Source organism: Kitasatospora sp. NPDC089509, assembly GCF_044749365.1.
Classification (GTDB): Bacteria; Actinomycetota; Actinomycetes; order Streptomycetales; family Streptomycetaceae; genus Kitasatospora.
This window is the reverse complement of the sequence record NZ_JBIVHS010000004.1, coordinates 398180-420889: the sequence shown is the minus strand read 5'-3', so window position 1 is coordinate 420889 and position 22710 is coordinate 398180. Positions and strand designations below refer to the sequence as shown.

Annotated in this window: 22 protein-coding genes; 16 read left to right on the top strand and 6 right to left on the bottom strand. The window is 73.5% G+C overall.

Annotation, left to right across the window (positions count from 1 at the left end; translation table 11 throughout):
- The first annotated feature begins 22 nt into the window (after positions 1-22).
- The 5 genes from ACIP4P_RS11595 to ACIP4P_RS11575 all read left to right on the top strand — a co-directional run bounded on the left by ACIP4P_RS11595 (position 23) and on the right by ACIP4P_RS11575 (position 4044).
- Positions 23-244 carry an acyl-CoA carboxylase epsilon subunit gene (locus ACIP4P_RS11595; RefSeq protein WP_350511214.1) on the top strand — a complete coding sequence of 74 codons (222 nt, stop codon included), beginning with the start codon at positions 23-25 and terminating at the stop codon, positions 242-244.
- Positions 245-400: 156 nt separating this feature from the next.
- Positions 401-541: a morphogenic membrane protein MmpB gene (gene mmpB, locus ACIP4P_RS11590; RefSeq protein ID WP_350511215.1), complete on the top strand. Its 141-nt coding sequence runs from the start codon at positions 401-403 to the stop codon at positions 539-541.
- 58 nt (positions 542-599) lie between these two features.
- Positions 600-1202 carry a nucleoside triphosphate pyrophosphatase gene (locus ACIP4P_RS11585; protein ID WP_350511216.1) on the top strand — a complete coding sequence of 201 codons (603 nt, stop codon included), beginning with the start codon at positions 600-602 and terminating at the stop codon, positions 1200-1202.
- Positions 1203-1267: 65 nt separating this feature from the next.
- Positions 1268-2032 (top strand): hypothetical protein, encoded by a 765-nt coding sequence (locus ACIP4P_RS11580; RefSeq protein ID WP_400916978.1) that lies wholly within the window; start codon positions 1268-1270, stop codon positions 2030-2032.
- 236 nt (positions 2033-2268) lie between these two features.
- Positions 2269-4044: an acetyl/propionyl/methylcrotonyl-CoA carboxylase subunit alpha gene (locus ACIP4P_RS11575; RefSeq protein ID WP_400916977.1), complete on the top strand. Its 1776-nt coding sequence runs from the start codon at positions 2269-2271 to the stop codon at positions 4042-4044.
- Positions 4045-4205: 161 nt separating this feature from the next.
- On the opposite strand, the gene ACIP4P_RS11570 is transcribed toward ACIP4P_RS11575, so the two are convergent.
- Positions 4206-5159: a DeoR/GlpR family DNA-binding transcription regulator gene (locus ACIP4P_RS11570; RefSeq protein ID WP_400917161.1), complete on the bottom strand. Its 954-nt coding sequence runs from the start codon at positions 5157-5159 to the stop codon at positions 4206-4208.
- 236 nt (positions 5160-5395) lie between these two features.
- Positions 5396-6844, bottom strand: coding sequence for an NAD(P)H-quinone dehydrogenase (locus tag ACIP4P_RS11565; protein ID WP_400916975.1), 1449 nt, complete (start codon positions 6842-6844; stop codon positions 5396-5398).
- 99 nt (positions 6845-6943) lie between these two features.
- Between ACIP4P_RS11565 and ACIP4P_RS11560 the strand changes: the two genes are divergently transcribed.
- From ACIP4P_RS11560 to ACIP4P_RS11550, 3 genes are all read left to right on the top strand, one after another.
- The gene (locus ACIP4P_RS11560; RefSeq protein WP_400916973.1) at positions 6944-7381 is read left to right on the top strand and encodes a gamma-glutamylcyclotransferase; all 438 of its coding nucleotides are present in this window, start codon (positions 6944-6946) and stop codon (positions 7379-7381) included.
- A gap of 147 nt (positions 7382-7528) precedes the next feature.
- The gene (locus ACIP4P_RS11555) at positions 7529-8350 is read left to right on the top strand and encodes a purine-nucleoside phosphorylase (RefSeq protein ID WP_350511221.1); all 822 of its coding nucleotides are present in this window, start codon (positions 7529-7531) and stop codon (positions 8348-8350) included.
- Positions 8351-8509: 159 nt separating this feature from the next.
- Positions 8510-10228 carry a phospho-sugar mutase gene (locus tag ACIP4P_RS11550; RefSeq protein ID WP_400916971.1) on the top strand — a complete coding sequence of 573 codons (1719 nt, stop codon included), beginning with the start codon at positions 8510-8512 and terminating at the stop codon, positions 10226-10228.
- 60 nt (positions 10229-10288) lie between these two features.
- On the opposite strand, the gene ACIP4P_RS11545 is transcribed toward ACIP4P_RS11550, so the two are convergent.
- A complete protein-coding gene (locus ACIP4P_RS11545) occupies positions 10289-10969 on the bottom strand; it encodes a PH domain-containing protein (RefSeq protein ID WP_400916970.1) in 681 nt (226 codons plus the stop codon).
- A 224-nt stretch (positions 10970-11193) separates the two neighbouring features.
- Between ACIP4P_RS11545 and deoC the strand changes: the two genes are divergently transcribed.
- The 4 genes from deoC to ACIP4P_RS11525 all read left to right on the top strand — a co-directional run bounded on the left by deoC (position 11194) and on the right by ACIP4P_RS11525 (position 15404).
- Entirely contained in the window at positions 11194-12180 is a 987-nt protein-coding gene (gene deoC, locus ACIP4P_RS11540; RefSeq protein ID WP_350511224.1) for a deoxyribose-phosphate aldolase, read from the top strand.
- Positions 12181-12185: 5 nt separating this feature from the next.
- Positions 12186-13667, top strand: a complete 1482-nt coding sequence (locus ACIP4P_RS11535) for an aldehyde dehydrogenase family protein (protein WP_400916967.1) — start codon at positions 12186-12188, stop codon at positions 13665-13667.
- The gene (locus ACIP4P_RS11530) at positions 13660-14562 is read left to right on the top strand and encodes an aldehyde dehydrogenase family protein (protein WP_400916965.1); all 903 of its coding nucleotides are present in this window, start codon (positions 13660-13662) and stop codon (positions 14560-14562) included. Before ACIP4P_RS11535 ends, ACIP4P_RS11530 begins: the two co-directional genes overlap by 8 nt.
- Positions 14563-14765: 203 nt before the next feature.
- Positions 14766-15404: an ATP-binding protein gene (locus ACIP4P_RS11525; protein WP_400916963.1), complete on the top strand. Its 639-nt coding sequence runs from the start codon at positions 14766-14768 to the stop codon at positions 15402-15404.
- Positions 15405-15619: 215 nt separating this feature from the next.
- Here the strand turns inward: ACIP4P_RS11525 and ACIP4P_RS11520 are convergent, their stop codons facing one another.
- Positions 15620-16588 carry a SigE family RNA polymerase sigma factor gene (locus ACIP4P_RS11520; RefSeq protein ID WP_400917159.1) on the bottom strand — a complete coding sequence of 323 codons (969 nt, stop codon included), beginning with the start codon at positions 16586-16588 and terminating at the stop codon, positions 15620-15622.
- A 280-nt stretch (positions 16589-16868) separates the two neighbouring features.
- Here ACIP4P_RS11520 and ACIP4P_RS11515 point away from each other — a divergent pair, with 280 nt between their 5' ends.
- From ACIP4P_RS11515 to ACIP4P_RS11500, 4 genes are all read left to right on the top strand, one after another.
- Positions 16869-17546: a response regulator transcription factor gene (locus tag ACIP4P_RS11515; protein ID WP_030257458.1), complete on the top strand. Its 678-nt coding sequence runs from the start codon at positions 16869-16871 to the stop codon at positions 17544-17546.
- Positions 17547-17635: 89 nt separating this feature from the next.
- Positions 17636-19177: an ATP-binding protein gene (locus ACIP4P_RS11510; RefSeq protein ID WP_400916961.1), complete on the top strand. Its 1542-nt coding sequence runs from the start codon at positions 17636-17638 to the stop codon at positions 19175-19177.
- Positions 19174-19497: a hypothetical protein gene (locus ACIP4P_RS11505; RefSeq protein WP_400916959.1), complete on the top strand. Its 324-nt coding sequence runs from the start codon at positions 19174-19176 to the stop codon at positions 19495-19497. The genes ACIP4P_RS11510 and ACIP4P_RS11505 overlap by 4 nt, the downstream gene beginning before the upstream one ends.
- 114 nt (positions 19498-19611) lie before the next feature.
- A complete protein-coding gene (locus ACIP4P_RS11500) occupies positions 19612-20229 on the top strand; it encodes a VanZ family protein (protein WP_400916957.1) in 618 nt (205 codons plus the stop codon).
- On the opposite strand, the gene ACIP4P_RS11495 is transcribed toward ACIP4P_RS11500, so the two are convergent.
- Together ACIP4P_RS11495 and ACIP4P_RS11490 are read right to left on the bottom strand one after the other, a co-directional pair.
- Positions 20199-20873, bottom strand: a complete 675-nt coding sequence (locus ACIP4P_RS11495) for a PhzF family phenazine biosynthesis protein (protein ID WP_400916955.1) — start codon at positions 20871-20873, stop codon at positions 20199-20201. The genes ACIP4P_RS11500 and ACIP4P_RS11495 overlap by 31 nt on opposite strands.
- Before the next feature lie 125 nt (positions 20874-20998).
- Positions 20999-22396 carry a hypothetical protein gene (locus ACIP4P_RS11490; protein WP_400916954.1) on the bottom strand — a complete coding sequence of 466 codons (1398 nt, stop codon included), beginning with the start codon at positions 22394-22396 and terminating at the stop codon, positions 20999-21001.
- Between the last annotated feature and the right edge of the window lie 314 nt (positions 22397-22710).

Sequence of the window (22710 nt, the reverse complement as noted above, 5' to 3'; positions counted from 1 at the left end):
CCCTCTCGGGAGAGAACCAGCCATGTCCCCGATCCACGTGCTGCACGGGCAGCCGACCCCCGAGGAGCTCGCCACCGTCCTGGCGGTGGTCCAGGCCCGGGCCGCCGCCGCGCAGGCCGCCGCCGAGGCGGCGCGTCTGGCGGGCGCCGGCCCGGCCTCCCCCTGGAACGACCGTTCCCGGCTGCTCCGCCCCGCCCTCCACCCGGGCGTCAACGCCTGGCGGACCTCGGGCTGGGCGCGCTAGCAACTCCTCGTCCGGAGCAGGAAGTCGGCCGGTCCGACTTCCTGCTCCGCACGCTCTCCGGCACCCGCGCCACGGCCCGGACCGCCGCCCGCTTTGCCCGAAACCTGAGTACGGATACTCAGGCGCCCCGGCCCGGCCGCGGCGCACTCTGGACGGGTGCTCTGGTCAGATCCCGAGGACGAGCCCTCGCCCGAGGCCCGTCGCATGCAGGAGCGGATGCAGCGGGCCGGCAAGGTGCTGGCCGCCATGGTCCTGGTGGGCTCCGTGCTGATCATGCTGACCCGGTACTTCACCTGACCGGTCACTCGACCGTTCACCCGAACGGCGGACACGGGCACCCCCTACCCTGGTGGGCATGACCGACCAGCGCGCCCTCGTCCTCGCCTCCGCCTCCCCCGCCCGCCTCGGACTGCTGCGCCAGGCGGGGCTCGACCCCCGCGTGGTGGTCAGCGGCGTCGACGAGGACGCGATCACCGCCGCCACCCCCGGCGAGCTGGCCCTCGTCCTGGCCGAGGCCAAGGCGAAGGCCGTCGCCGCCGAACTGACCGGCGGCGAGCTGGTGATCGGCTGCGACTCCGTCCTGGAACTGGACGGCCTGGCCCTCGGCAAGCCCGCCGACGCCGCCGAGGCGCTGGCCCGCTGGCAGTCCATGCGCGGCCGCGCCGGGGTGTTGCGCACCGGCCACTGCGTGATCGACACCGCGACCGGCCGGCAGTCCTCCGCGACCGCCTCCACCACCGTCCGCTTCGGCACCCCGGACGACGAGGAGGTGGCCGCCTACGTCGCCTCCGGCGAACCGCTGTACGTGGCCGGGGCGTTCACCCTGGACGGCCGCTCGGCGCCGTTCATCGAGGGCATCGACGGCGACCCGGGCAACGTGATCGGCCTGTCCCTGCCGCTGCTGCGCCGGCTGCTCGCCGACCTCGACCTGCGGATCACCGACCTGTGGACCAAGTGACCTGCCGCATCCGGCCGTTGTACCCCTAAGCTGACCGGCGTTCGAACGGGGAGGGAACGCGGGCGATGACCGACAACGTGCTCAACGTGGTGCTCGGCCTGGTGGCCAGCGCCATCAGCGCCGGGCTCGGCTGGCTGGCCCAGGCCCTGCGGCGGCGCCGGAAGGTCGAGCGGGTCCGGGAGTTCTTCGGGCTGCCGGCCGGCAGCGAGTGCCTGATCGTGGTGCCGCGCAGCATCGGGGCGGGCTCGCACGCCAACACCGTGACCCGCCGGGACGCCTACGCGCTGATGTGGCTGGCCGGTCTGGTCGAGGAGTGCGGCGCCCGGCCCGAACTGGTCGCCCACGACGCCGCGCACCGCGGCCTGGGCGCCAAGACCGAACTGTGCCTGGGCGGTCCGGTCAGCAACGAGCGGATGGCCGCCCACATCGCCTGGGGCCTGCCCGGCGTGCTGGTCACCTCCGGTCCCGGCCCGGGCAGCAACGTCCTCGTGGTCGGCGACCGGGACTTCACCGCCGACCGCGAGCAGGCCCACACCCTGCTGGCCCGGATCGCCACCCCGGACGGCGGCCGCCCGGTCTTCCTGATCGCCGGCCAGACCGGCACCGCCAACCAGGCCGGCGTCCGCTACCTGGTGGCGCACCACCGCGAACTCGCCCGCCGGCACGGCCGGAACGGCACCTTCGCGCTCGTCCTGCGGGTGGTCAACCCGGAGGCGTACGGACCGGACATGGTCGAACTGGCCGCCGACGTGACGACCGAGGCCCTGCGCCACCCCTCGGCCACCCCGGCCCCGCCACCGGCACCGGCGCCCGCCGCCGGCCCGGTTTGACCGGACCGCGGGAAGGTGTGTTCCATGCCACCGTCCCGCCGCGCCGCGGCACGGTCACCCACCGTCCACCACGGGCGTCCGACCGGACCGGTCACGACCTGCGAAGTCGTCGTCCACCCGGTCCAGACGGCCCGAAATCCCATCACGGTGCGTGTGGGATAGTTCACAACCTGGGGCTACTCGCCGGTACCGCCCAGGAATCCATAAACTCAACGAGGTTCAAGAAGGGAGCCACAGTGCGCAAGGTGCTCATCGCCAACCGCGGGGAAATCGCCGTCCGCGTCGCCCGGGCCTGCTCGGACGCCGGTATCGCCAGCGTCGCCGTCTACGCCGAGCCGGACCGGGATGCGCTGCACGTCCGCGCGGCCGACGAGGCTTACGCGCTGGGCGGTGACACCCCCGGCACCAGTTACCTGGACATCGCCAAGGTCCTCAAGGCCGCCGAGGACTCCGGCGCCGACGCCGTCCACCCCGGTTACGGCTTCCTGTCGGAGAACGCCGAGTTCGCCCAGGCCGTCCTCGACGCGGGTCTGACCTGGATCGGCCCGCCGCCGCAGGCCATCCGCGACCTCGGTGACAAGGTCACCGCCCGGCACGTCGCCCAGCGCGCCGGCGCCCCGCTGGTGGCCGGCACCCCGGACCCGGTCTCGGGTGCCGACGAGGTCGTGGTGTTCGCCCGCGAGCACGGCCTGCCGGTCGCCATCAAGGCGGCGTTCGGCGGCGGCGGCCGCGGCCTGAAGGTCGCCCGCACGCTGGAGGAGATCCCGGAGCTGTACGAGTCCGCGGTGCGCGAGGCGGTCGCCGCCTTCGGTCGCGGCGAGTGCTTCGTCGAGCGCTACCTGGACAACCCGCGGCACGTGGAGACCCAGTGCCTCGCGGACAAGCACGGCAACGTGGTGGTCGTCTCCACCCGTGACTGCTCGCTGCAGCGCCGGCACCAGAAGCTGGTCGAGGAGGCGCCCGCGCCGTTCCTGACCGAGGCGCAGAACGCCGAGCTGTACCGCGCCTCCAAGGCCATCCTCAAGGAGGCCGGCTACGAGGGCGCCGGGACCTGCGAGTTCCTGGTCGCGCTGGACGGCACGATCTCCTTCCTGGAGGTCAACACCCGTCTGCAGGTGGAGCACCCGGTCACCGAGGAGGTCACCGGGATCGACCTGGTCCGCGAGATGTTCCGGATCGCCGACGGCGAGGAGCTCGGCTACGGCGACCCCGAAGTCCGCGGTCACTCCTTCGAGTTCCGCATCAACGGCGAGGACCCGGGCCGCAACTTCCTGCCCGCGCCCGGCACCGTGACGCTGTTCGCCCCGCCGTCCGGCCCGGGCGTGCGGCTGGACTCCGGCGTCGAGAGCGGCTCGGTCATCGGCCCGGCCTGGGACTCCCTGCTGGCCAAGCTGATCGTCTCCGGCCGCGACCGCAAGCAGGCCCTGGAGCGGGCCAGGCGGGCGCTGAACGAGTTCAAGGTCGAGGGCATGGCCACCGCCATCCCGTTCCACCAGGCGGTCGTCACCGACCCGGCGTTCGCGCCCGAGGTGCACGGCGGCGACGGGCCGTTCACGATCTACACCCGTTGGATCGAGACCGACTTCGACAACACCATCCCGCCGTTCGCGGGCTCGGCCGGCGAGGCCGAGGAGGCGGAGACCCGGGAGACCGTGGTCGTCGAGGTCGGCGGCAAGCGGATCGAGGTCTCGCTGCCGTCCTCGCTGGGCGTCGCGGCGGCCCCGGCGGCCGGCCCGGCGGGCGGTGCCAAGGCCAAGCGCCGGGTGGGCGCCAAGAAGGCCGGCTCGGCCATCAGCGGTGACACCCTGGCCTCGCCGATGCAGGGCACCATCGTCAAGGTCGCCGTCGAGGAGGGCCAGGTCGTCGCCGAGGGCGAGCTGATCGTGGTCCTGGAGGCGATGAAGATGGAGCAGCCGCTGAACGCCCACAAGGCGGGCACCGTCGTCGGCCTCAAGGCCGAGGTGGGCGCGAGCGTCAGCAGCGGCGCCGCGCTGTGCGAGATCAAGGACTGACCCGATCGAGGGCTGACCTGATCGGGCACCGACCCGGTCGAGGACCGACGTAGGCGCGGTCCGTCAATCGACCGACCGGTCCGTACTCCCTTCGGGGGGTGCGGACCGGTCGTGTTTCCACCACCGGCCCGGGCGCTCGGCGCGCCGCGGCGGCCCCGGACTCAGCGCCCGCGCGGCAGGCCCATCTCGGCCAGCCGGACCGGCATCCCGCCCGGGCCCAGCGGCCCGCCGTGGGCGCCGGGGCGGCGCTGGCCGGGCAGCGGGGCGGCGCCGGGCGGCGGGACCGGACGGCGGCCCAGCGGGCCGGGCTGGGTCTGGTGCACCGGGCCGCTGCCGGTGCCGTGCACCGGGGCGTCACCGCCCGCCCCGCCGAGCGGGGCGAGGTCGATCTGCACCCCGCAGTCGGCCAGTGCGTCCAGCTCCCGGGCGGTGGCGTCGTCCGAGGTGGCCTGCTCGTCGGTGACCAGCCGGGTGATGGTCTCGGTGGCGACGGTCTGGAACATGCCGGCCGCGCCGAGCTTGGTGTGGTCGGCGAGGACGATGACCTCGGCGGCCGCCAGCACCATTGCCCGGTCCACGCTCGCGGACAGCATGTTCGCGGTCGACAGCCCCCGCTCGGCGGTCAGCCCGCTGCCGGAGATGAAGGCCTTGGTGACCCGCAACCCCTGCAGGGACTGCTCGGCCCCACTGCCCACCAGGGCGTAGTTGGAGCCGCGCAGGGTGCCGCCGGTCATCACCACCTCGACCCGGTTGGCGTGTGCCAGCGCCTGGGCGACCAGCAGCGAGTTGGTGACCACCGTCAGCCCGGGCACCCGGGCCAGTCTGCGGGCCAGCTCCTGGGTGGTGGTGCCGGCGCCGACCACCACCGCGTCGCCCTCCTCCACCAGCCCGGCGGCGAGGTCCGCGATGGCGCTCTTCTCCGCCGCGGACAGGTGGGTCTTCTGCGGGTAGCCGGGTTCGCGGCTGAAGCCGCCGGGGAGCACCGCGCCACCGTGCCGGCGGTCGAGGAGCCCTTCTGCCTCCAGCGCCCGCACGTCCCGGCGCACGGTCACTTCGGAGGTCTGGACGACGCGGGCCAACTCCCGGAGCGAGACGGCTCCGTTGGCGCGCACCATTTCGAGGATCAACTGGCGACGTTCTGCTGCAAACACAGAACCGACGGTAACCTGCGTGACCGTCTGCTTTCAGGCGTTTGCAGCTGGTAGCGGGAATTGCTCACGCAAGAGCGGCGCGTGACCGTACAATACGCGCCGTCAACAACCCGGAACTGCGCCCGCCGTCCGGGTGACGATCATGCCCGCGCGAAGGGCGGCCGCCGATCGGCAGCCGCCCTCAACTGTGCGCCTTGAGCTCAGGATTCGCCCGCGGCCCGCTTGCGGACGTGCAGCTGCCGGGCGGCCTCGGCGGTCGAGCCGGAGACGGACGGGTAGACGGTGAAGGCGCTGGCCACCTGTTCGACCGTCAGATTGGCGTCCACCGCGAGCGCGATCGGGTGGATCAGTTCACTGGCCCGCGGGGCGACCACCACGCCGCCGACCACGATGCCGGTGCCCGGGCGGCAGAACAGCTTCACGAAGCCGTCCCGGATGCCCTGCATCTTCGCCCGCGGGTTGCCGCGCAGCGGCAGCTTGACCACGACGGCGTCCATCTTGCCGCACTCCACGTCGGCGGCGGTGTAGCCGACGGTGGCGATCTCCGGGTCGGTGAAGACGTTGGAGGCCACGGTCTTCAGGTTCAGCGGCTGCACCGCGTCGCCGAGCGCGTGGTACATCGCGATCCGGCCCTGCATGGCCGCCACCGAGGCGAGCATGAAGACGCCGGTGCAGTCGCCGGCCGCGTAGACGCCCGGGGCGCTGGTGCGGGAGACCCGGTCGACCTGGATCTGGCCCCAGTCGTTGAGCTTGACCCCGGCCTCCTCCAGGCCCATCTCCGCGGTGTTGGGGATCGAGCCGACCGCCATCAGGCAGTGGCTGCCCTCGATCACCTTGCCGTCCGAGAGGGTCACCTCGACCCGGTCGCCGATCCGCTTGGCGCTCTCCGCGCGGGAGCGGCTCATCACGTTCATGCCGCGGCGGCGGAAGACGTCCTCCAGCACCTCGGCGGCGTCCGGGTCCTCGCCCGGCAGCACCCGGTCGCGGCTGGACACCAGGGTGACCTTGGAGCCGAGCGCCTGGTAGGCGCCGGCGAACTCGGCGCCGGTGACGCCTGAGCCGACCACGATCAGCTCGCGGGGCAGCTCCTCCAGGTCGTACACCTGGGTCCAGGTCAGGATCCGCTCGCCGTCCGGCTGGGCGTCCGGCAGCTCGCGCGGGTGGGCGCCGGTGGCGATCAGCACCGCGTCGGCGCGCAGCGACTGCACGTTGCCGTCGGGGCCGTCCACCAGCACCTCGCGGGAGCCGTCCACGGCCTGCCCGCCGGCGCCGAGCCGGCCGCGGCCGCGCAGCACGGTGACCCCGGCGCGGGTGACGGACTGGGTGATGTCGTGGGACTGCGCGATCGCCAGGCGCTTGACACGGCGGTTGACCTTGCCCAGGTCCACCCCGATGACCTTCCGGTCCTCGTCGGTGCCGTCCCGGTCGACCGTGATGCCCAACTCCTCGTACGAGCTGTCGAAGGTGGTCATCACCTCCGCGGTCGCGATCAGGGTCTTCGACGGCACGCAGTCCGTGAGCACCGCCGATCCGCCCAGGCCGTCGCTGTCGACGACGGTCACCTCCGCGCCGAGCTGGGCCGCCACCAGGGCCGCCTCGTAGCCGCCGGGTCCGCCACCGATGATCACGATCCGAGTCACGTACCCCATTGTCCCGCACGCCGGGAGCGGCGCCACAAGGGGGTCCGGGCTCAGAACGTCCGTCCACTCGCCCCCGTCCCGTGCGCCACCCGGGCTACGCTGACGTCCATGCCCCTTTACGCCGCGTATGCCACCAACCTCGATGCCCGGCAGATGACCCGCCGAGCCCCGCACTCGCCGCTCCGCGGCACGGGGTGGCTGGACGGCTGGCGGCTCACCTTCGGCGGCGAACAGCTCGGCTGGGAGGGCTCGCTGGCCACCGTCGTCGAGGACGGCAAGGACCAGGTGTTCGTCTCCCTCTACGACATCGCGCCGATGGACGAGGAGGGCCTGGACCGCTGGGAGGGCGTCCAGCTCGGCATCTACCGCAAGATCAAGCTGCGGGCGCAGACCCTGGACGGCGACATCCCGGTCTGGACGTACGTGCTCAACGACTACGAGGGCGGCCTGCCCGCGGCCCGCTACCTCGGCCTGATCGCCGACGCCGCCGAGAGCGCCGGCGCCCCGCACGACTACGTACTGGACCTCCGCCGCCGGCCCTGCTGACCGACCGGCCCGATGTCCGTACGTATCGACAACCCGGTCATCCCAAAAGCACCTCCGAGCTGTGTTTTCAGGTCAACCGGGTAACGATCCGGCATGCCGCGGCGGAATTTCTACGCGCGTAGCCGAAAGCCGTCTATCCTCTGACCCGTGAACGCTTCTCCTCAGTCGGTCGTCTCCGCCGACCCCTACGCCGCCGCCCAGGCCGCCGCCGAGCGCCTGCGCGAGCTGACCGGTGCCGAGCGGCACGACGTCGCCCTGGTGATGGGCTCCGGCTGGGTGCCGGCCGCCGACGCCCTGGGCGAGACCGTGGCCGAGTTCCCGGTCACCGAGCTCCCGGGCTTCCCCGCCCCCGCCGTGGCCGGCCACGCCGGCAAGATCCGCTCGGTGAAGATCGGCGACAAGCGCGCCCTGATCTTCCTCGGCCGCAACCACTACTACGAGGGCCACGGCGTGGCCACCGTCGTCCACGGCGTGCGCACCGCCGCCGCGGCCGGCTGCGGCATCATCGTCCTGACCAACGGCTGCGGCGGCCTGCGCCAGGGCTGGACCCCGGGTCAGCCGGTCCTGATCAGCGACCACATCAACCTGACCGCGGACTCCCCGATCGTCGGCGCCAACTTCGTCGACCTCACCGACCTCTACTCCAAGCGCCTGCGCGCGCTGTGCCACGAGGTCGACCCGAGCCTGGACGAGGCCGTCTACGTCCAGTTCCGCGGCCCGCACTACGAGACCCCGGCCGAGGTCAACATGGCCCGGGTGATCGGTGGCGAGCTGGTCGGCATGTCCACCACCCTGGAGGCCATCGCCGCCCGCGAGGCCGGCGCCGAGGTGCTCGGCATCTCCCTGGTCACCAACCTGGCCGCCGGCATGACCGGCGAGCCGCTCAACCACGAAGAGGTGCTGGAGGCCGGCAAGGCCTCCGCCGAGCGCATGGGCGAGCTGCTGGCGAAGGTCCTGGAGCGGATCTGACCCCTGCCGGGCGCAGAATCATGAACGACGGGGCCCACGGGCGCGTGATCCGCTGATCACGCCTTCCCGCGGGCCCCGTCCGCATGTGCACACCTCTTCTCACCTTTGCGCGGAACCCTCCGGTCGACCCCCGACGCACTCCCCGATGGAGCAGGCAACATGACGCAGGCACTTAACCCCGACCTCCTCGCCCGGGCCCGGACCTGGCTGGCCGAGGACCCCGACCCGCAGACCCGCGAGGAGCTGGCCGCCCTGCTGGCCCGCGCCGAGGGCGCGGAGGCCGACGAACCCTGCACGATCGCCTGGGCCGAACTCGCCGAGCGCTTCGCCGACCGCCTCCAGTTCGGGACGGCCGGCCTGCGCGGCGAGCTCGGCGCCGGCCCGATGCGGATGAACCGCGCCGTGGTGATCCGGGCCGCCGCCGGCCTGGTCGCGTACGTGAAGAAGCAGGGCCTGGGCGACCTGGTCGTGATCGGCTACGACGCCCGCCACAAGTCCTACGACTTCGCCCGGGACACCGCCGCCGTGGTGGTCGGGGCCGGCCTGCGCGCCGCGCTGCTGCCCCGCCCGCTGCCGACCCCGGTGCTCGCCTTCGCCGTCCGCCACCTGGGCGCGGCCGCCGGAGTGACCGTCACCGCCAGCCACAACCCGCCGCAGGACAACGGCTACAAGGTCTACCTGGGCGACGGCTCGCAGATCGTCCCGCCGGCCGACGCCGGGATCGCCGCCGAGATCGACGCGATCGGCTCGCTGGACGACGTCCCGCGCGCCGCGGAGGGCTGGGAGGTGCTCGGCGAGGACGTCATCGAGGCCTACCTGACCCGGGCCGTCTCCATCGTCGACGCGCACAGCCCGCGCGAGCTGGCCGTGGTCTACACCCCGATGCACGGCGTCGGCCGCGACACCCTGGTCGCCGCCTTCCGCCGGGCCGGCTTCGCCGAGCCGACCGTGGTCGCCGAGCAGGCCGAGCCCGACCCGGACTTCCCGACCGTGGCCTTCCCCAACCCGGAGGAGCCGGGGGCGATGGACCTCGCCTTCCGCACCGCCGCCGAGGCCGGCCCCGACATCGTGATCGCCAACGACCCGGACGCCGACCGCTGCGCGGTGGCCGTCCCGGTCCACACCAACGCGGCGGGCAGCGGCAACGGCACCTCCGGCTGGCGGATGCTGCGCGGCGACGAGGTCGGCGCGCTGCTCGGCTCGGCGCTGGTCGCCAAGAAGGCCGAGGGCACCTTCGCCACCACCATCGTCTCCGCCACCCTGCTCGGCCGGATCGCCGAGGCCGCGGGCCTGGGCTACGCCGAGACGCTGACCGGCTTCAAGTGGATCTCCCGCGCCGAGGGCCTGCGCTACGGCTACGAGGAGGCGCTCGGCTACTGCGTCGACCCGCAGGGCGTCCGGGACAAGGACGGCATCACCGCCGCCCTGCTGGTCGCCGAGCTCGCCGCCACCCTCAAGCAGTCCGGCCGGACGCTGAACGACCTGCTGGACGACCTGGCGCTGGAGCACGGCCTGCACGCCACCGACCAGCTGTCCGTCCGGGTGCAGGACCTCTCGCTGATCGCGGACGCCATGCGCCGGCTGCGCGAGCAGCCGCCGACGGTGCTGGCCGGACTGGCCGTCGCCCGCGCGGACGACTTGGCGGCCGGCTCCGCCGAGCTGCCGCCCACCGACGGCCTGCGCTACTACCTGGCCGGTGACGACGTCCGCTCCGCCCGGATCGTGGTCCGCCCCTCCGGCACCGAGCCCAAGCTGAAGTGCTACCTGGAGGTCGTCCTCCCGGTCGCCGCCGCGGCCGACCTGGCCGCCGCCCGGGAGCGCGCCGCCGCCCTGCTGGCGACCATCAAGCAGGACCTCGCCGAGGCCGCGGGCATCTGACCCGGAGCACGGAGAAGGGCCCGCCGGTTCCGACCGGCGGGCCCTTCCGTGCGTGCGGGGTCAGACCGCGATCACCGTGATCAGGGCGACCAGGCCCGCCAGGGCCGGGGCGATCACCCACCAGCACCAGCGGACGACCAGCGGGCCGGCCGCGTCGGGACGGCGCCCGTTGCTCTCGGCCATCTCGGTGAGCACGTCGGTCACCTGGTCGGACCAGGCGCGGGTGGGGTCGGGCGAGCCCTGGACGACCGGGTTGGTCCGGGCCGCGAGCCCCATCCCCAGGCCGGTCCGGGAGGCGTGCTCGGCGTTGCCGCGGCTCTGCGCCCGGGTGGCCCGCTTGCGCTGGCGCAGCGACACCGGAACGGCCCACACCTGGTACTTCTTCTCGCCGGCGAGCAGTTCGACCGAGTAGCCCGCGCGCAGCGCGTCGACCGAGGCCCAGGGGGCGGTGATGGTGCGCCAGGGGTTGCGGACGACCAGGCGGCTGCGGTTCGCGAACACCGCCGGGCGCAGCGTGTAGGCGAACACCGGGAGGGCGAACACCGGGAGCGCCGCGAGCGCGACGTACGGGGTCTTCCCGTCGCCGGTCACCACCGCGTCGCCGATCAGCCAGGCGGCGACGGCCAGCAGGAACACTCCGGAGATCACGCCGGGGACGGAGCGGTACACGCGGTCCGCGTACTCGGGTTCCCCGCCGGGGGCGGCCTGGCCCGGGTGGGGCTTGCCGTCGGATTCGGTCATGGCGTCGATTCTGCCCCATGCACCCCTCACCAGCGGGTCTCGGTCCGGCCACGAATGCCGGGCCCGGGCGCCCGGGGCGGCGGGCCGGGGCGCGGGGCCGGGGACCGGTCGGCCGGGGGCGCGGGGCGCGGGGCCTTCGAGGTCTCGGTCCGGCCACGAATGGTGGCCGAAAGGTGGCCGCCCTAGCGGTCGGCTACGCGCGTAGATATGCTGCTCTGGTGACTATGTCCACTGTTGCAGCCAATGCCCCCGGCGTTGCGGGCAGCGGCCTCGCGGACGTTGCGGCGTCCGAGGCCTCCCTCCGCCGCTTCCTGCACGGCCTGCCCGGCGTCGACCAGGTCGGCCTTGAGGCGCGAGCCGCCACCCTCGGTACCCGCTCGATCAAGACCACGGCGAAGGCCTATGCCATCGACCTGGCGATCTCCATGATCGACCTGACCACGCTGGAAGGCGCGGACACGGTCGGCAAGGTGCGCGCCCTGTGCGCCAAGGGCAGGACCCCCGACCCGACCGACCCGACCACCCCGCGCGTCGCCGCCATCTGTGTCTACCCGGACATGGTCGCCACCGCGAAGGACGCCCTGCGCGGCACCGACATCCAGGTCGCCTCGGTCGCCACCGCCTTCCCGGCCGGCCGCGCCGCCCTCCCGGTCAAGCTCGCCGACACCGCCGACGCGGTGGCCGCGGGCGCCGACGAGATCGACATGGTGATCGACCGCGGCGCCTTCCTCTCCGGCCGCTACTTCGACGTCTACAACGAGATCGTCGCCGTCAAGGAGGCGTGCAAGCGCGCCGACGGCAGCTACGCCCACCTCAAGGTGATCTTCGAGACCGGCGAGCTGAAGACCTACGACAACGTCCGCCGGGTCTCCTGGCTGGCGATGCTGGCCGGCGCCGACTTCATCAAGACCTCCACCGGCAAGGTCGCCGTCAACGCGACCCCGCCGGTCACCCTGCTGATGCTGGAGGCGGTCCGCGACTTCCGCGCCGCCACCGGCGTCCAGGTCGGTGTGAAGCCCGCCGGTGGCATCAAGACCACCAAGGACGCCATGAAGTACCTGGTCATGGTCAACGAGACGCTCGGCGACGACTGGCTGACCCCGCACTGGTTCCGCTTCGGCGCCTCCAGCCTGCTCAACGACCTGCTGATGCAGCGCCAGAAGCTGGCCACCGGCCGCTACTCCGGCCCCGACTACGTGACGGTGGACTGATCACCATGGCCAAGAAGAAGAACATCGAGGAGCCCGCGGCCAAGCCGGCCGGCGGTCTGTTCAGCTACGCCCCGGCCCCGGAGTCCCCGGCCGCCGCCGGCGACATCGCCACCTCCTACGGCCACTTCATCGGCGGCGAGTTCGTCGACTCCTCCGGCAGCGAGGCCCTGAAGACGGTCAACCCGGCCACCGAGCAGGTGCTCGCCGAGTTCGCCCGGGGCACCGACGAGGACGTGGACCGCGCCGTCGCCGCCGCCCGCAAGGCCTTCGGCGACTGGTCGGCGCTGCCCGGCAGCGAGCGCGCCAAGTACCTGTTCCGGATCGCCCGGATCATCCAGGAGCGCGCCCGCGAGCTGGCCGTGCTGGAGTCGATCGACAACGGCAAGCCGATCCGCGAGACCCGCGACTTCGACATCCCGACCGTCGCCGCGTGGTTCTTCTACTACGCGGGCTGGGCGGACAAGCTCGACTACGCGGGCTTCGGCGCCAACCCGCGCCCGCTGGGCGTGGCCGGCCAGGTCATCCCGTGGAACTTCCCGCTGATGATGCTGGCGTGGAAGATCGCGCCCGCGCTGGCGACCGGCAACACGGTCGTCCTGAAGCCCGCCGAGACCACCCCGCTGACCGCCCTGCGCTTCGCCGAGATCTGCCGCCAGGCCGGTCTGCCCAAGGGCGTCGTCAACATCGTCACCGGCGACGGCCGCACCGGCGCCGCGCTGACCGCGCACCCGGACGTCAACAAGGTCGCCTTCACCGGCTCCACCCCGGTCGGCCGGGCGATCGCCAAGCAGGTCGCCGGCAGCCGCAAGAAGCTGTCGCTGGAGCTGGGCGGCAAGGCCGCCAACATCGTCTTCGACGACGCGCCGATCGACCAGGCGGTCGAGGGCATCGTCAACGGCATCTTCTTCAACCAGGGCCACGTCTGCTGCGCCGGTTCCCGCCTGCTGGTCCAGGAGTCGGTCCAGGACGAGGTGCTGGACGCCCTGAAGCGCCGGATGGCCACCCTGCGGGTCGGCGACCCGCTGGACAAGAACACCGACATCGGCGCGATCAACTCGGCCGCCCAGCTGGCCCGGATCACCGAGCTGACCGCGGCCGGCGAGGCCGAGGGCGCCGAGCGCTGGTCGCCGGAGTGCGAACTCCCGGGCACCGGCTTCTGGTTCAAGCCGACCCTGTTCACCGGCGTCAGCCAGGCCCACCGGATCGCCCAGGAGGAGATCTTCGGCCCGGTGCTGTCGGTGCTGACCTTCCGTACCCCCGACGAGGCGGTCCAGAAGGCCAACAACACCCCGTACGGCCTCTCCGCCGGCATCTGGACGGAGAAGGGCTCGCGCATCCTCTGGATGGCCAACAGGCTCAAGGCCGGCGTGGTCTGGGCCAACACCTTCAACAAGTTCGACCCGACCTCGCCGTTCGGCGGCTTCAAGGAGTCGGGTTACGGCCGCGAGGGTGGCCGCCACGGTCTGGAGGCCTACCTCGATGTCTGATGTCGCAACGCGTCTTGACGTCCTCAAGACCTACAAGCTGTACGTCGGCGGGAAGTTCCCGCGCTCCGAGAGCGGGCGGGTGTACGAGGTGACGGACGCAAAGGGCGAGTGGCTCGCCAACGCCCCGCTGGGCACCCGCAAGGACACCCGCGACGCCGTCCTGGCCGCCCGCGCGGCGGTCAAGGGCTGGGCCGGCACCACCGCGTACAACCGCGGCCAGGTGCTGTACCGGGTGGCCGAGATGCTGCAGGGCCGGCGCGAGCAGTTCGCCGCCGAGGTGTCGCTCTCCGAGGGCATCGGCCCGAAGAAGGCCGCCGCGCTGGTGGACGCCGCGATCGACCGCTGGGTCTGGTACGCGGGCTGGACGGACAAGGTCGCCCAGATCGCGGGCGGCGCCAACCCGGTCGCCGGGCCGTACTTCAACCTCTCCACCCCGGAGCCGACCGGCGTGGTCGGGATCGTCGCCCCGCAGGCCGGGTACGGGCACTCGCTGCTCGGCCTGGTCTCGGTGATCGCCCCGGCGATCGCCACCGGCAACACGGTCGTGGTCGCGGCCGCCGCGGACGCCCCGCTGCCCGCGCTGTCGCTGGGCGAGGTGCTCGCCACCTCGGACGTCCCGGGCGGCGTGGTCAACATCATCTCGGGCCGGACCGCGGACATCGCGCCCACCCTGGCCTCGCACCAGGACGTCAACGCGGTGGACCTCACCGGTGCCATCGCCGCCGACGGTCCCGGCGCGGCGACCGCCCTGGAGGCCGCCGCCGCCGATACCCTGAAGCGGGTGGTGCGTCCGGAGCTGGACCCGTTCGCCCAGGACTGGACCAATGCTCCCGGTACCGACCGGCTACTCTCGTTCCTGGAGACGAAGACGGTCTGGCACCCGATGGGGATCTGACCCCGTCTCCACCGCGTCACAACTCCACAGACTGGCCGTCCCCAGTGCCCTCTCCCCCCCAGGGCCCGGACGGTCATTGGACGGACCCGCACCTCTCCCCCCCTGGTGCGGGTCCGTCGGTTTCCCGGGCTGGCCGGCCCGGCGCAGAAGGTGGCCGCCGACCGGTTTCGGCAACCGGCCGCGATGCGTCAGACTGGTGTCCCGTGAGTGACTCCCCCATGAATCCCGCGCCGACAGCCCACGCCCGGGTGATCCTGCTCTCCGGGCCCTCCGGATCGGGGAAGTCCTCGCTGGCGGAACGCAGCGGACTCCCGGTGCTCCAGCTGGACGACTTCTACAAGGACGGGGACGACCCCACCCTGCCCCGGCTGCCGGACGGCGCCGTGGACTGGGACTCCCCGCTCGCCTGGCACCGCGACCAGGCCGTCGCCACCATCCGCGCGCTGTACGAGCACGGGCGGGCCGAGGTGCCGGTGTACTCGATCCCGGACAACGGCCGGGTCTCCACCCGCGCCCTGGCCCTGGACGGCGCGACCGCGTTCATCGCCGAGGGCATCTTCGCCGCCGAGATCGTCGCCGAGTGCGCGGCCGAGGGCCTGCTCGGCGACGCTCTGTGCCTGCGCAACGGCGCGCTCACCACGGCCTGGCGCCGACTGCGCCGGGACGTCCGGGAGAGCCGCAAGTCGCTGCCGGTGCTGCTGCGCCGGGGGCTGCGGCTGATGCGGGCCGAGCGGGCCATCGTCGGGCGGCAGGTCGAGCTCGGCTCGTACCCGTGCGCCGGGCCGGAGGCCGCGAGGCGGGTCCGCGCGGCGGCCGGGACGCGGGAGCTGTCGGCGGTCTGAGCGGCCGGGCCGCGACCCCCTGGAAACGCCGGAACGACGACGGGCCCGGTGCGTCTCCCCCGCACCGGGCCGTCGCCTCGCCGAACGGCCCCGGCTCCCCACGGACCCCGCTCCCCCGAGCCGGTGTCCCCGAACCGCTACCGTCCGCTTCCCGTCCCCCGACGGGAGTCCTTGTTCCCCTCCGGCGTTCCCCTCCGCCGTTCGCCTCCGGCCCGTTACGCGACCAGCTCGCCGAACGCCCGGACGGTGTCGCCCGACTTGTTCAGGTGCTCGTCGTCGCGCAGCCGGCGCAGCGCGCGCCAGATGCTGCTCTTGACCGTGCCGACGCTGATCCCCAGCACGTCGGCGATCTCCGGGTCGGTCTTGCCCTCGTAGTACCGCAGCACCAGCATGGTCCGCTGGTTCTCCGGCAGCTTCGCCAGCGCCTGCCAGAGCACGGTGCGCAGCTCGGTGCCGCCCATCGCGTCGGTGTCGCCGGCCGTCTCCGGCAGCTCCTCGGTCGGGTACTCGTTGACCTTGCGGCGCCGCCAGGCGGAGATGTGCAGGTTGGTCATGGTGCGGCGGAGGTAGCCCCCGACCGCGGCCTTGTCGGTGATCCGGCCCCAGGCCCGGTAGGTGCTGAAGAGCGCGCTCTGCAGCAGGTCCTCGGCCTCGTAGCGGTCACCGGTGAGGTGGTACGCCGTGGCGTACAGGGAGGCGCGGCGCTCGCGCACGTACGCGGTGAACTCCGTGATGTGGTCCTCCGCGACGGCCGGGTGCTCCCCCTGCGCGTCCCCCTGTCCCGCCTCGGTGGTGCGGGCCGCTGCGGGGTTCAGCCGCAGCAGCGTCGCACCGGCGGCCTCGCGGCCGGCCGACTCCCCCGAGCCGACCGTCCGCAGACCGTTCTTCCCCAGGTCGCCCCCCCGGGCGTCCTTGCCCTCGACGCGGACGGGGAGGATCCCCCGCAGCGTGAGGGTGGTGCCGGAATCGGCCGCACTCCCCAGTCGGCCGATCCCGTACAGCTCCCCAGTCCTGCCGCCGCCGCTCACCCGGCGTGCGGCAGGGTTTCCACCGGTGCTGTGCGCGCACCCCCGTACGGTCACGGCACCGGAGTTCTCGTCGGTCCTGATCTCGTACCGGGTCCGGTGGGTGGTCGCTGACGAACGCGCGGTGCGGACAGCCGGGTTGGTCCGGGTCTGAAGCATGGCGTTCATCGTGCGCCCCCTTGGTTCGGTACGAGCGGTTCCTGTTGCCGCCCTCCAGCCGGCCCTTGCGGCCCGCTGTCCTGCGGCGACATGGAAAATCCTGCCCGCCGGTTGTGATGGCGCTGTCCGCCGACTGTCACAGGGGTGTCACAGGGGCGGGCCCTTCGTCCCGTTCCGCCTCCCTCCGTTCCGGACGCCGGTGGCCGCCCTTCCGGTTCCCATACGGGCGGTGACCGGTCCGGGGGGTGAATCGACGCTTCCGGTGGGCCAAAATGGGGCCGTGCCTTTCCTCCTACTGATCGAGGACGACGACGCCATCCGGACCGGCCTCGAACTCGCCCTCACCCGCCAGGGCCACCGCGTGGCCACCGCCGCCTCCGGTGAGGACGGTCTGAGGCTCTTCAAGGAGCAGCGGCCCGACCTGATCGTGCTGGACGTGATGCTGCCCGGGATCGACGGCTTCGAGGTGTGCCGTCGGATCCGGCGCACCGACCAGCTGCCGATCATCCTGCTCACCGCGCGCTCCGACGACATCGACGTGGTGGTGGGTCTGGAGTCCGGGGCGGACGACTACGTGGTGAAGCCGGTCCAACCGCGGGTGCTGGACGCCCGGATCCGGGCCGTGCTGCGGCGCGGCGAGCGGGAGAGCTCGGACTCCTCCGCGTACGGCAGCGTGGTGATCGACCGGGCCGCGATGACCGTCACCAAGGACGGCCAGGACCTCCAGCTCACCCCGACCGAGCTGCGGCTGCTGCTGGAGCTCAGCCGCCGCCCCGGCCAGGCGCTCTCCCGCCAGCAGCTGCTGCGGCTGGTCTGGGAGCACGACTACCTCGGCGACTCGCGCCTGGTGGACGCCTGTGTGCAGCGGCTGCGGGCCAAGGTCGAGGACGTGCCGTCCGCGCCGACCCTGATCCGCACCGTGCGCGGGGTCGGCTACCGGCTGGACCCGCCCGCCTGAGCCCACTCCTCTCCCGAGCTCCCGCCTCGAACTCCCGCCCCTTCCACTCTGAACTCTCGCCCTGAACTCCCGTACGACGACAGGCTCTTGTGACTGACCATCAGCAGACCGCCCGGCGGTTCTCGTCCGGCCCGTGGCGACGGCTGCGCTCACTGCGGGTGCGGCTGATCGCGGTGTTCGCGGCCGTCGCGCTGCTCGCCGCCGTCTCGGCCTCCGGCATCGCGTACTGGCTCAACCGCGACGCGGTGCTCAAGCGCGCCCAGGACACCGCGCTGAACGACTTCCGGGTCTCGCTCAGCCGCAACGTCTCCGACCTGCCGCTGAACGCCAGTTGCCCGGACCTGGCCACGCTGGCCTCCAACGTGGCCAGCTCCGGACTGAGTTACGACGTGGTCGTGGTCGACTCGGCGCACCCCGAGTGCCCGGCCTCCTCCGACCCGACGAAGTTCACCCTGGCCGACGTCCCGGCGACGCTGCGGACCACCGTCGCCAAGCCGCGCGAGGTCAGCGAGAGCAACCCGTACCCGTACCACCTGTACTGGCAGCGGCAGAACCTGTCGGGCCGCCCGTTCGTCATCGGCGGCACCAAGGTGGTGCCGAACGGGCCGACGGCGTACATGTTCAAGTCGCTGGAGAACGAGCGGGCCGACCTCAACACGCTGGGCTGGTCGCTGGCCATCGCGACCCTGCTGGCGCTGATCGGCTCGGCGCTGCTCGCCCAGGCCGCCTCGTCGACCGTGCTGCGGCCGGTCAAACGGCTCGGCGAGGCCGCCAAGCGGCTCGGCGAGGGACACCTGGACACCCGGCTGGAGGTCGACGGCTCCGACGAACTCGCCGACCTGGCGCGGACGTTCAACCGGGCCGCGGAGTCGCTGCACGAACAGGTCGAGGAGCTGAGCGCGCGCGAGGCGCAGAGCCGCCGGTTCGTCGCCGACATGTCGCACGAACTGCGCACCCCGCTCACCGCGATGACCGCGGTGACCGACATCCTGGAGGACGAGGCCGAGTCGCTGGACCCGATGATCGAGCCCGCCGTCCGGCTGGTGGTCAGCGAGACCCGGCGACTGTCCGACTTGGTGGAGAACCTGATGGAGGTCACCCGCTTCGACGCCGGCACCGCCCGGCTGGTCGCCGACGAGGTGGACGTCGCCGACCTGATCATGTCCTGCATCGACGGCCGGGCCTGGTACGACGCGGTCGAACTGGACGCCCCGCGCGGCATCCTGGCCGTGGTCGACCCGCGCCGGCTCGACGTCGTCTTCGCCAATCTGATCGGCAACGCGCTCAAGCACGGCGGCTCGCCGGTGCGGGTCAAGGTCCGGCAGACCGACGACTCGGTCGTCGTCGAGGTGTCCGACAGCGGCCCCGGCATCCCCGAGGACGTGCTGCCACACGTCTTCGACCGCTTCTACAAGGCCGACCGCGGACGGGCCCGTTCCGAGGGCAGCGGGCTGGGACTGTCCATCGCGATGGCCAACGCCCAGATCCACGGGGGAACGATCACGGCGGCGAACGGGGAGGTCGGCGCGGTGTTCACCCTGACCCTGCCGCTGACCCAACCGCCGCCGCCGTCCGCGGGCGGGACCGACAGCGGCCCCGCCGGCGGCGCCGAGCTCAAGGACGCCACGTGACCTCCCCCACCCGTACCGACCGCACCACCCTGCGCCGGGCCGCCGGCGCGCTGCTCCTGCTCGCCCTGGCCACCGGCTGCGGCATCCGGCCGACCGCGGTACCCGTCGACGCCGGTGCGCCCGCCAGCCGGACGGCCTGCCCGAACACCCCCCACCCACCGACCGCGCTGGCCACCCCGCCCGCCCCGGCCCCGACCGTCACCCCGAGCCGCGGCACGGCCAAGACGGGCGCCAGCCCCTCGCCCACCCCGCTGACGCCCGGCTCGCCGCCGCCGGACAACGTGTTCGGCGCGGTGCCGACCACCTCGGCGTGCCGGTAGCCGTCGGGTAGGCCGGGGCAGGTCCCGGCCCGGCCCGGCGGAAACGGGGGCGCGTCCCGGAATGTTCACGCCCGAGGTGGAACCGCCGCGCCACCGGCCCACGTCCTTCCCCCCGTGCAGCGAGATGGCACCAGGACACGCGACGAGCGTTCCGGCGCACGGACCGAGACCAGGCCGGCGGCGGGCGTCCACCGTCCCTTCCGACTGGCGGGACTGGCGGGCCTGGCCCTCCACCTGACCCTGGCGCTCTGGCTGGTGCTCAGACCCCTGCCGGTCGCCTGGGTGTACGACGCCAACCTGACGCCGCTGGCCTCGCTCCGCTCCTCCACCGGCTGGCAGGTGGTCGGCGAGCTCCTGCTGCTCGCCCCGCTCGGCGTGCTGCTCCCGCTGGCCGGCGGCCGGATCCGGGCCCCCTGGCTGCCGTCCTTCCTGCGCACCACCGGCGTCTCCGCCCTCCTGGCGACCGGCCTGGAGTTCCTCTCCTCCTGGACGCCCGGGCACGTGCTCAACGTCGACCACATACTGTTCGCCGTGCTCGGCGTGATGGCCGCCCACCTCGCCCTCGTCCCCGGCCTGCGCCGCCTGCTGCGGGACCACCGCCCGAAGCCGCGGGCGCCCCGGGCGGTCGTACTGACCGGCCCGCCGGTGGCCGCCACCGTCACCCCGACGAGGACGGTCGTGCCCGCGGCCCGACCGCGCGCCTACGCGGAGCCGACCCCGCCCGCGGGCTGACCCGCGACCCGGACCACCCGGCCGCCGACCTCCACCAGTCCACCCGGGCGCGGGCCCGCCAGCAGCTGCGAACCCCGCCCCTGGGTGACGGTCAGCGCCCGACCGAGCCGGGCGGCCAGCAGCAGGGCGGCCGCGCCGGTCGCCTCGTCCTCGTCGATCCCGTCCCCGCGCCCGGGGAAGGCCCGCGCCCGGACGGTGCCGGCCGCCTCGTCCTGCCAGGCCCAGGCGTACACCCACTCCCCCGGCGGCGGCACCGCCAGCCCGTCCACCTCGGCCGGCGAACCGTACTGCCGCAGCGTCCGGGGCGGGGCCCACTCCGGCCGGGCCGTGATCCGGGTCAGCCCGCCGTCCCGCCGCACCGCCACCACCCCGGCCGCGGTGACCAGCCGCTCCACCCCGAGCAGCCAGGCGGCGCCCACGCACGGATGGCCGGCGAAGGGCAGGCGCACGCTCGGGGCGTAGATGTCGATCTCCCCGCGCTCCGGGTCGTCGACGAACACCGTCTCGCTGAAGCCCAGTTCCCGCGCGAACGCCTGCCGGTCGGCCCGGTCCGGCAGGGCGGCACCGTCCCGCACCACGCCCAGTTCGTTCCCGTGTCGCCCGTCGGGCCCGCAGAAGACCCGCAGCACCTCGTGGTCGGTCATGTCCCACCTCGTCCGTCACCGTTCCGGTGTCACCGGCTGTCGATCGTCGCCGGAGCCCGTGCGCCCACGGCCCGGGCGGCTGCCGCCGTCGCCGTTCCGTCGCACCGGGCCCCTCGCACGGAAGGTCAGTTCCCGCTGCCCCGGGCACGGTTGCGGCGGCGGGCCACCACCAGGGTGCCGAGACCGAGGGCGATCGCGGTGGCGCCGGTGATCGCCATCGGCGCGGCGGAGGGACCGCCGCCGGTGGAGGCCAGCCGGGTGGGGGCCGGGTCGGCCGGGGCCGCGACGGCCTGAGCGGTGACGGCGGCCTGCGCGGCGGTGGCCGGGCCCGGCGTGCCGGTGGTGACCTGGGCGGCCGGGACGGCGGGGTCGGTGGCGACCGGGGCCGGGACGGCGGCGGAGGCGGTCGGAGCCGGGGTGCCGGTGGAACCCGTGGCGGCCTCGATCCGGAAGTCGGCCCGGGGGCTGGAGGTCCCGCGCTCGGTCCCGCCCGGGCCGGCCAGGCTGTAGCCGTTGGCGACCACCGACTCGGCCGCCGCCGGGGCGTCCTTGGTCCAGGCGAGCCGCAGGTTGACCGTGTGGGTCCCGCCGTTCGGCAGGGCGATGACGTCGGCGTCCTTGGCACCGCTGCGCAGCTCCACGCCCAGCTGGGTGCCGGGGAGGTCGTGCCACTCGGGCGTACCGGCGATCCACACCCCCGCCTGGGTCTGGAACTCCAGCCTGACCATGTCCGCGCGGAGCATGCCCTCGCCCTGGAACACGATCGCCGGGACGACCCGGAGGTCGGTGCCGGTGTGGTTGCCGAGGACCACCGTGAAGGGCTTCGCCTCGCCGCCGGCCGTGAAGGAGGCGGGCAGGCCCTCGATCCGCACCTCCGGGAGCCCGACCGGGGCCGGGGTGGTCGGGGTGCCGCTCTCGACGGTGAAGTTCGGGGTGTTGCCCCAGGCCGGGGCGCCGCGCTGCTCCGGCGGCAGGGTCGGGTCCGAGATCACCGCGCGGAGCGCGGCGCCGGCCGGGCCGGGGGCGGCGTCGGCGGCGAAGGTCAGCCGGAGCCGGTAGGTGAACTCGGCACCGGCCGCCAGGTGCAGCTCGGTGGCGAACGGGTCCAGGTCCCACTGGCCGCCGGCATCCGTCCCCAGCGCCTTGGCGTCCTGCCACCGGGTGTCACCGGGGCGCTGGAACTCCAGCTTGAGCTGGCTCGGCCCGGGGCCGCTGCCACGGACCGTCGAGACGACGAATCCGGTCATCACGTCCACCCGGTGGTCGGTGGTGTTCCTGAGGGTCGAGGAGAGTTCGACCGAGGTGCCCGCCTTGACCGTGGTCGGCATGCCGCTGGTGGTGATCGTGACGGCCTGGCCCTGCGGAACGGCGGCGGTCGAGCCGGCGGTCGGGCCAGTGGTCGGACCGGTGGTCGGGCCGACCGTCGGGGCCGCGAGGGCGGCCGGGGCGGAGCTCAGGGCGAGGCCGGAGACCAGCGCGGCAGCGGCGGCCACGGCGAGCAGTCTGCGGGGCTGAGTGCGCAAGGGAACCTCACGGAAGAATTCGGGCGTGACCCGGGAAGAGTGCGAAATCGCAGGCGTGAGGGGCCTGTTGAGGCCAGGCCGAACAAGGCCGTTCCGGCGCCGCTGGAATGCCCCCCACCATCAACGACCGCGGAATCATATCCCCCTCCGCCGACCGTTCCGCGACCGGGTTTTCACCCTCCCGGAAACTCCGGTGGGACGTTCGGCGGGACGTTCGGTGGGACCTTCGTCCTCAGGGTGACCCTGAGCCGGACCCCGACCCGGCCTACGCCTTGCCGGTGAGCCACCCGGTGCGGGAATCGCCTGGCGGGCGG

What these genes read in the sequence shown, in the direction of transcription:
- ACIP4P_RS11595 (WP_350511214.1), top strand. Translation starts at nt 23, where the DNA reads ATGTCCCCGATCCACGTGCTGCACGGGCAGCCGACCCCCGAGGAGCTC.
- ACIP4P_RS11585 (WP_350511216.1), top strand. Translation starts at nt 600, where the DNA reads ATGACCGACCAGCGCGCCCTCGTCCTCGCCTCCGCCTCCCCCGCCCGC.
- ACIP4P_RS11580 (WP_400916978.1), top strand. Translation starts at nt 1,268, where the DNA reads ATGACCGACAACGTGCTCAACGTGGTGCTCGGCCTGGTGGCCAGCGCC.
- ACIP4P_RS11570 (WP_400917161.1), bottom strand. Translation starts at nt 5,159, where the DNA reads ATGGTGCGCGCCAACGGAGCCGTCTCGCTCCGGGAGTTGGCCCGCGTC.
- ACIP4P_RS11565 (WP_400916975.1), bottom strand. Translation starts at nt 6,844, where the DNA reads ATGGGGTACGTGACTCGGATCGTGATCATCGGTGGCGGACCCGGCGGC.
- ACIP4P_RS11560 (WP_400916973.1), top strand. Translation starts at nt 6,944, where the DNA reads ATGCCCCTTTACGCCGCGTATGCCACCAACCTCGATGCCCGGCAGATG.
- ACIP4P_RS11550 (WP_400916971.1), top strand. Translation starts at nt 8,510, where the DNA reads ATGACGCAGGCACTTAACCCCGACCTCCTCGCCCGGGCCCGGACCTGG.
- ACIP4P_RS11545 (WP_400916970.1), bottom strand. Translation starts at nt 10,969, where the DNA reads ATGACCGAATCCGACGGCAAGCCCCACCCGGGCCAGGCCGCCCCCGGC.
- deoC (WP_350511224.1), top strand. Translation starts at nt 11,194, where the DNA reads ATGTCCACTGTTGCAGCCAATGCCCCCGGCGTTGCGGGCAGCGGCCTC.
- ACIP4P_RS11535 (WP_400916967.1), top strand. Translation starts at nt 12,186, where the DNA reads ATGGCCAAGAAGAAGAACATCGAGGAGCCCGCGGCCAAGCCGGCCGGC.
- ACIP4P_RS11530 (WP_400916965.1), top strand. Translation starts at nt 13,660, where the DNA reads ATGTCTGATGTCGCAACGCGTCTTGACGTCCTCAAGACCTACAAGCTG.
- ACIP4P_RS11520 (WP_400917159.1), bottom strand. Translation starts at nt 16,588, where the DNA reads ATGCTTCAGACCCGGACCAACCCGGCTGTCCGCACCGCGCGTTCGTCA.
- ACIP4P_RS11495 (WP_400916955.1), bottom strand. Translation starts at nt 20,873, where the DNA reads ATGACCGACCACGAGGTGCTGCGGGTCTTCTGCGGGCCCGACGGGCGA.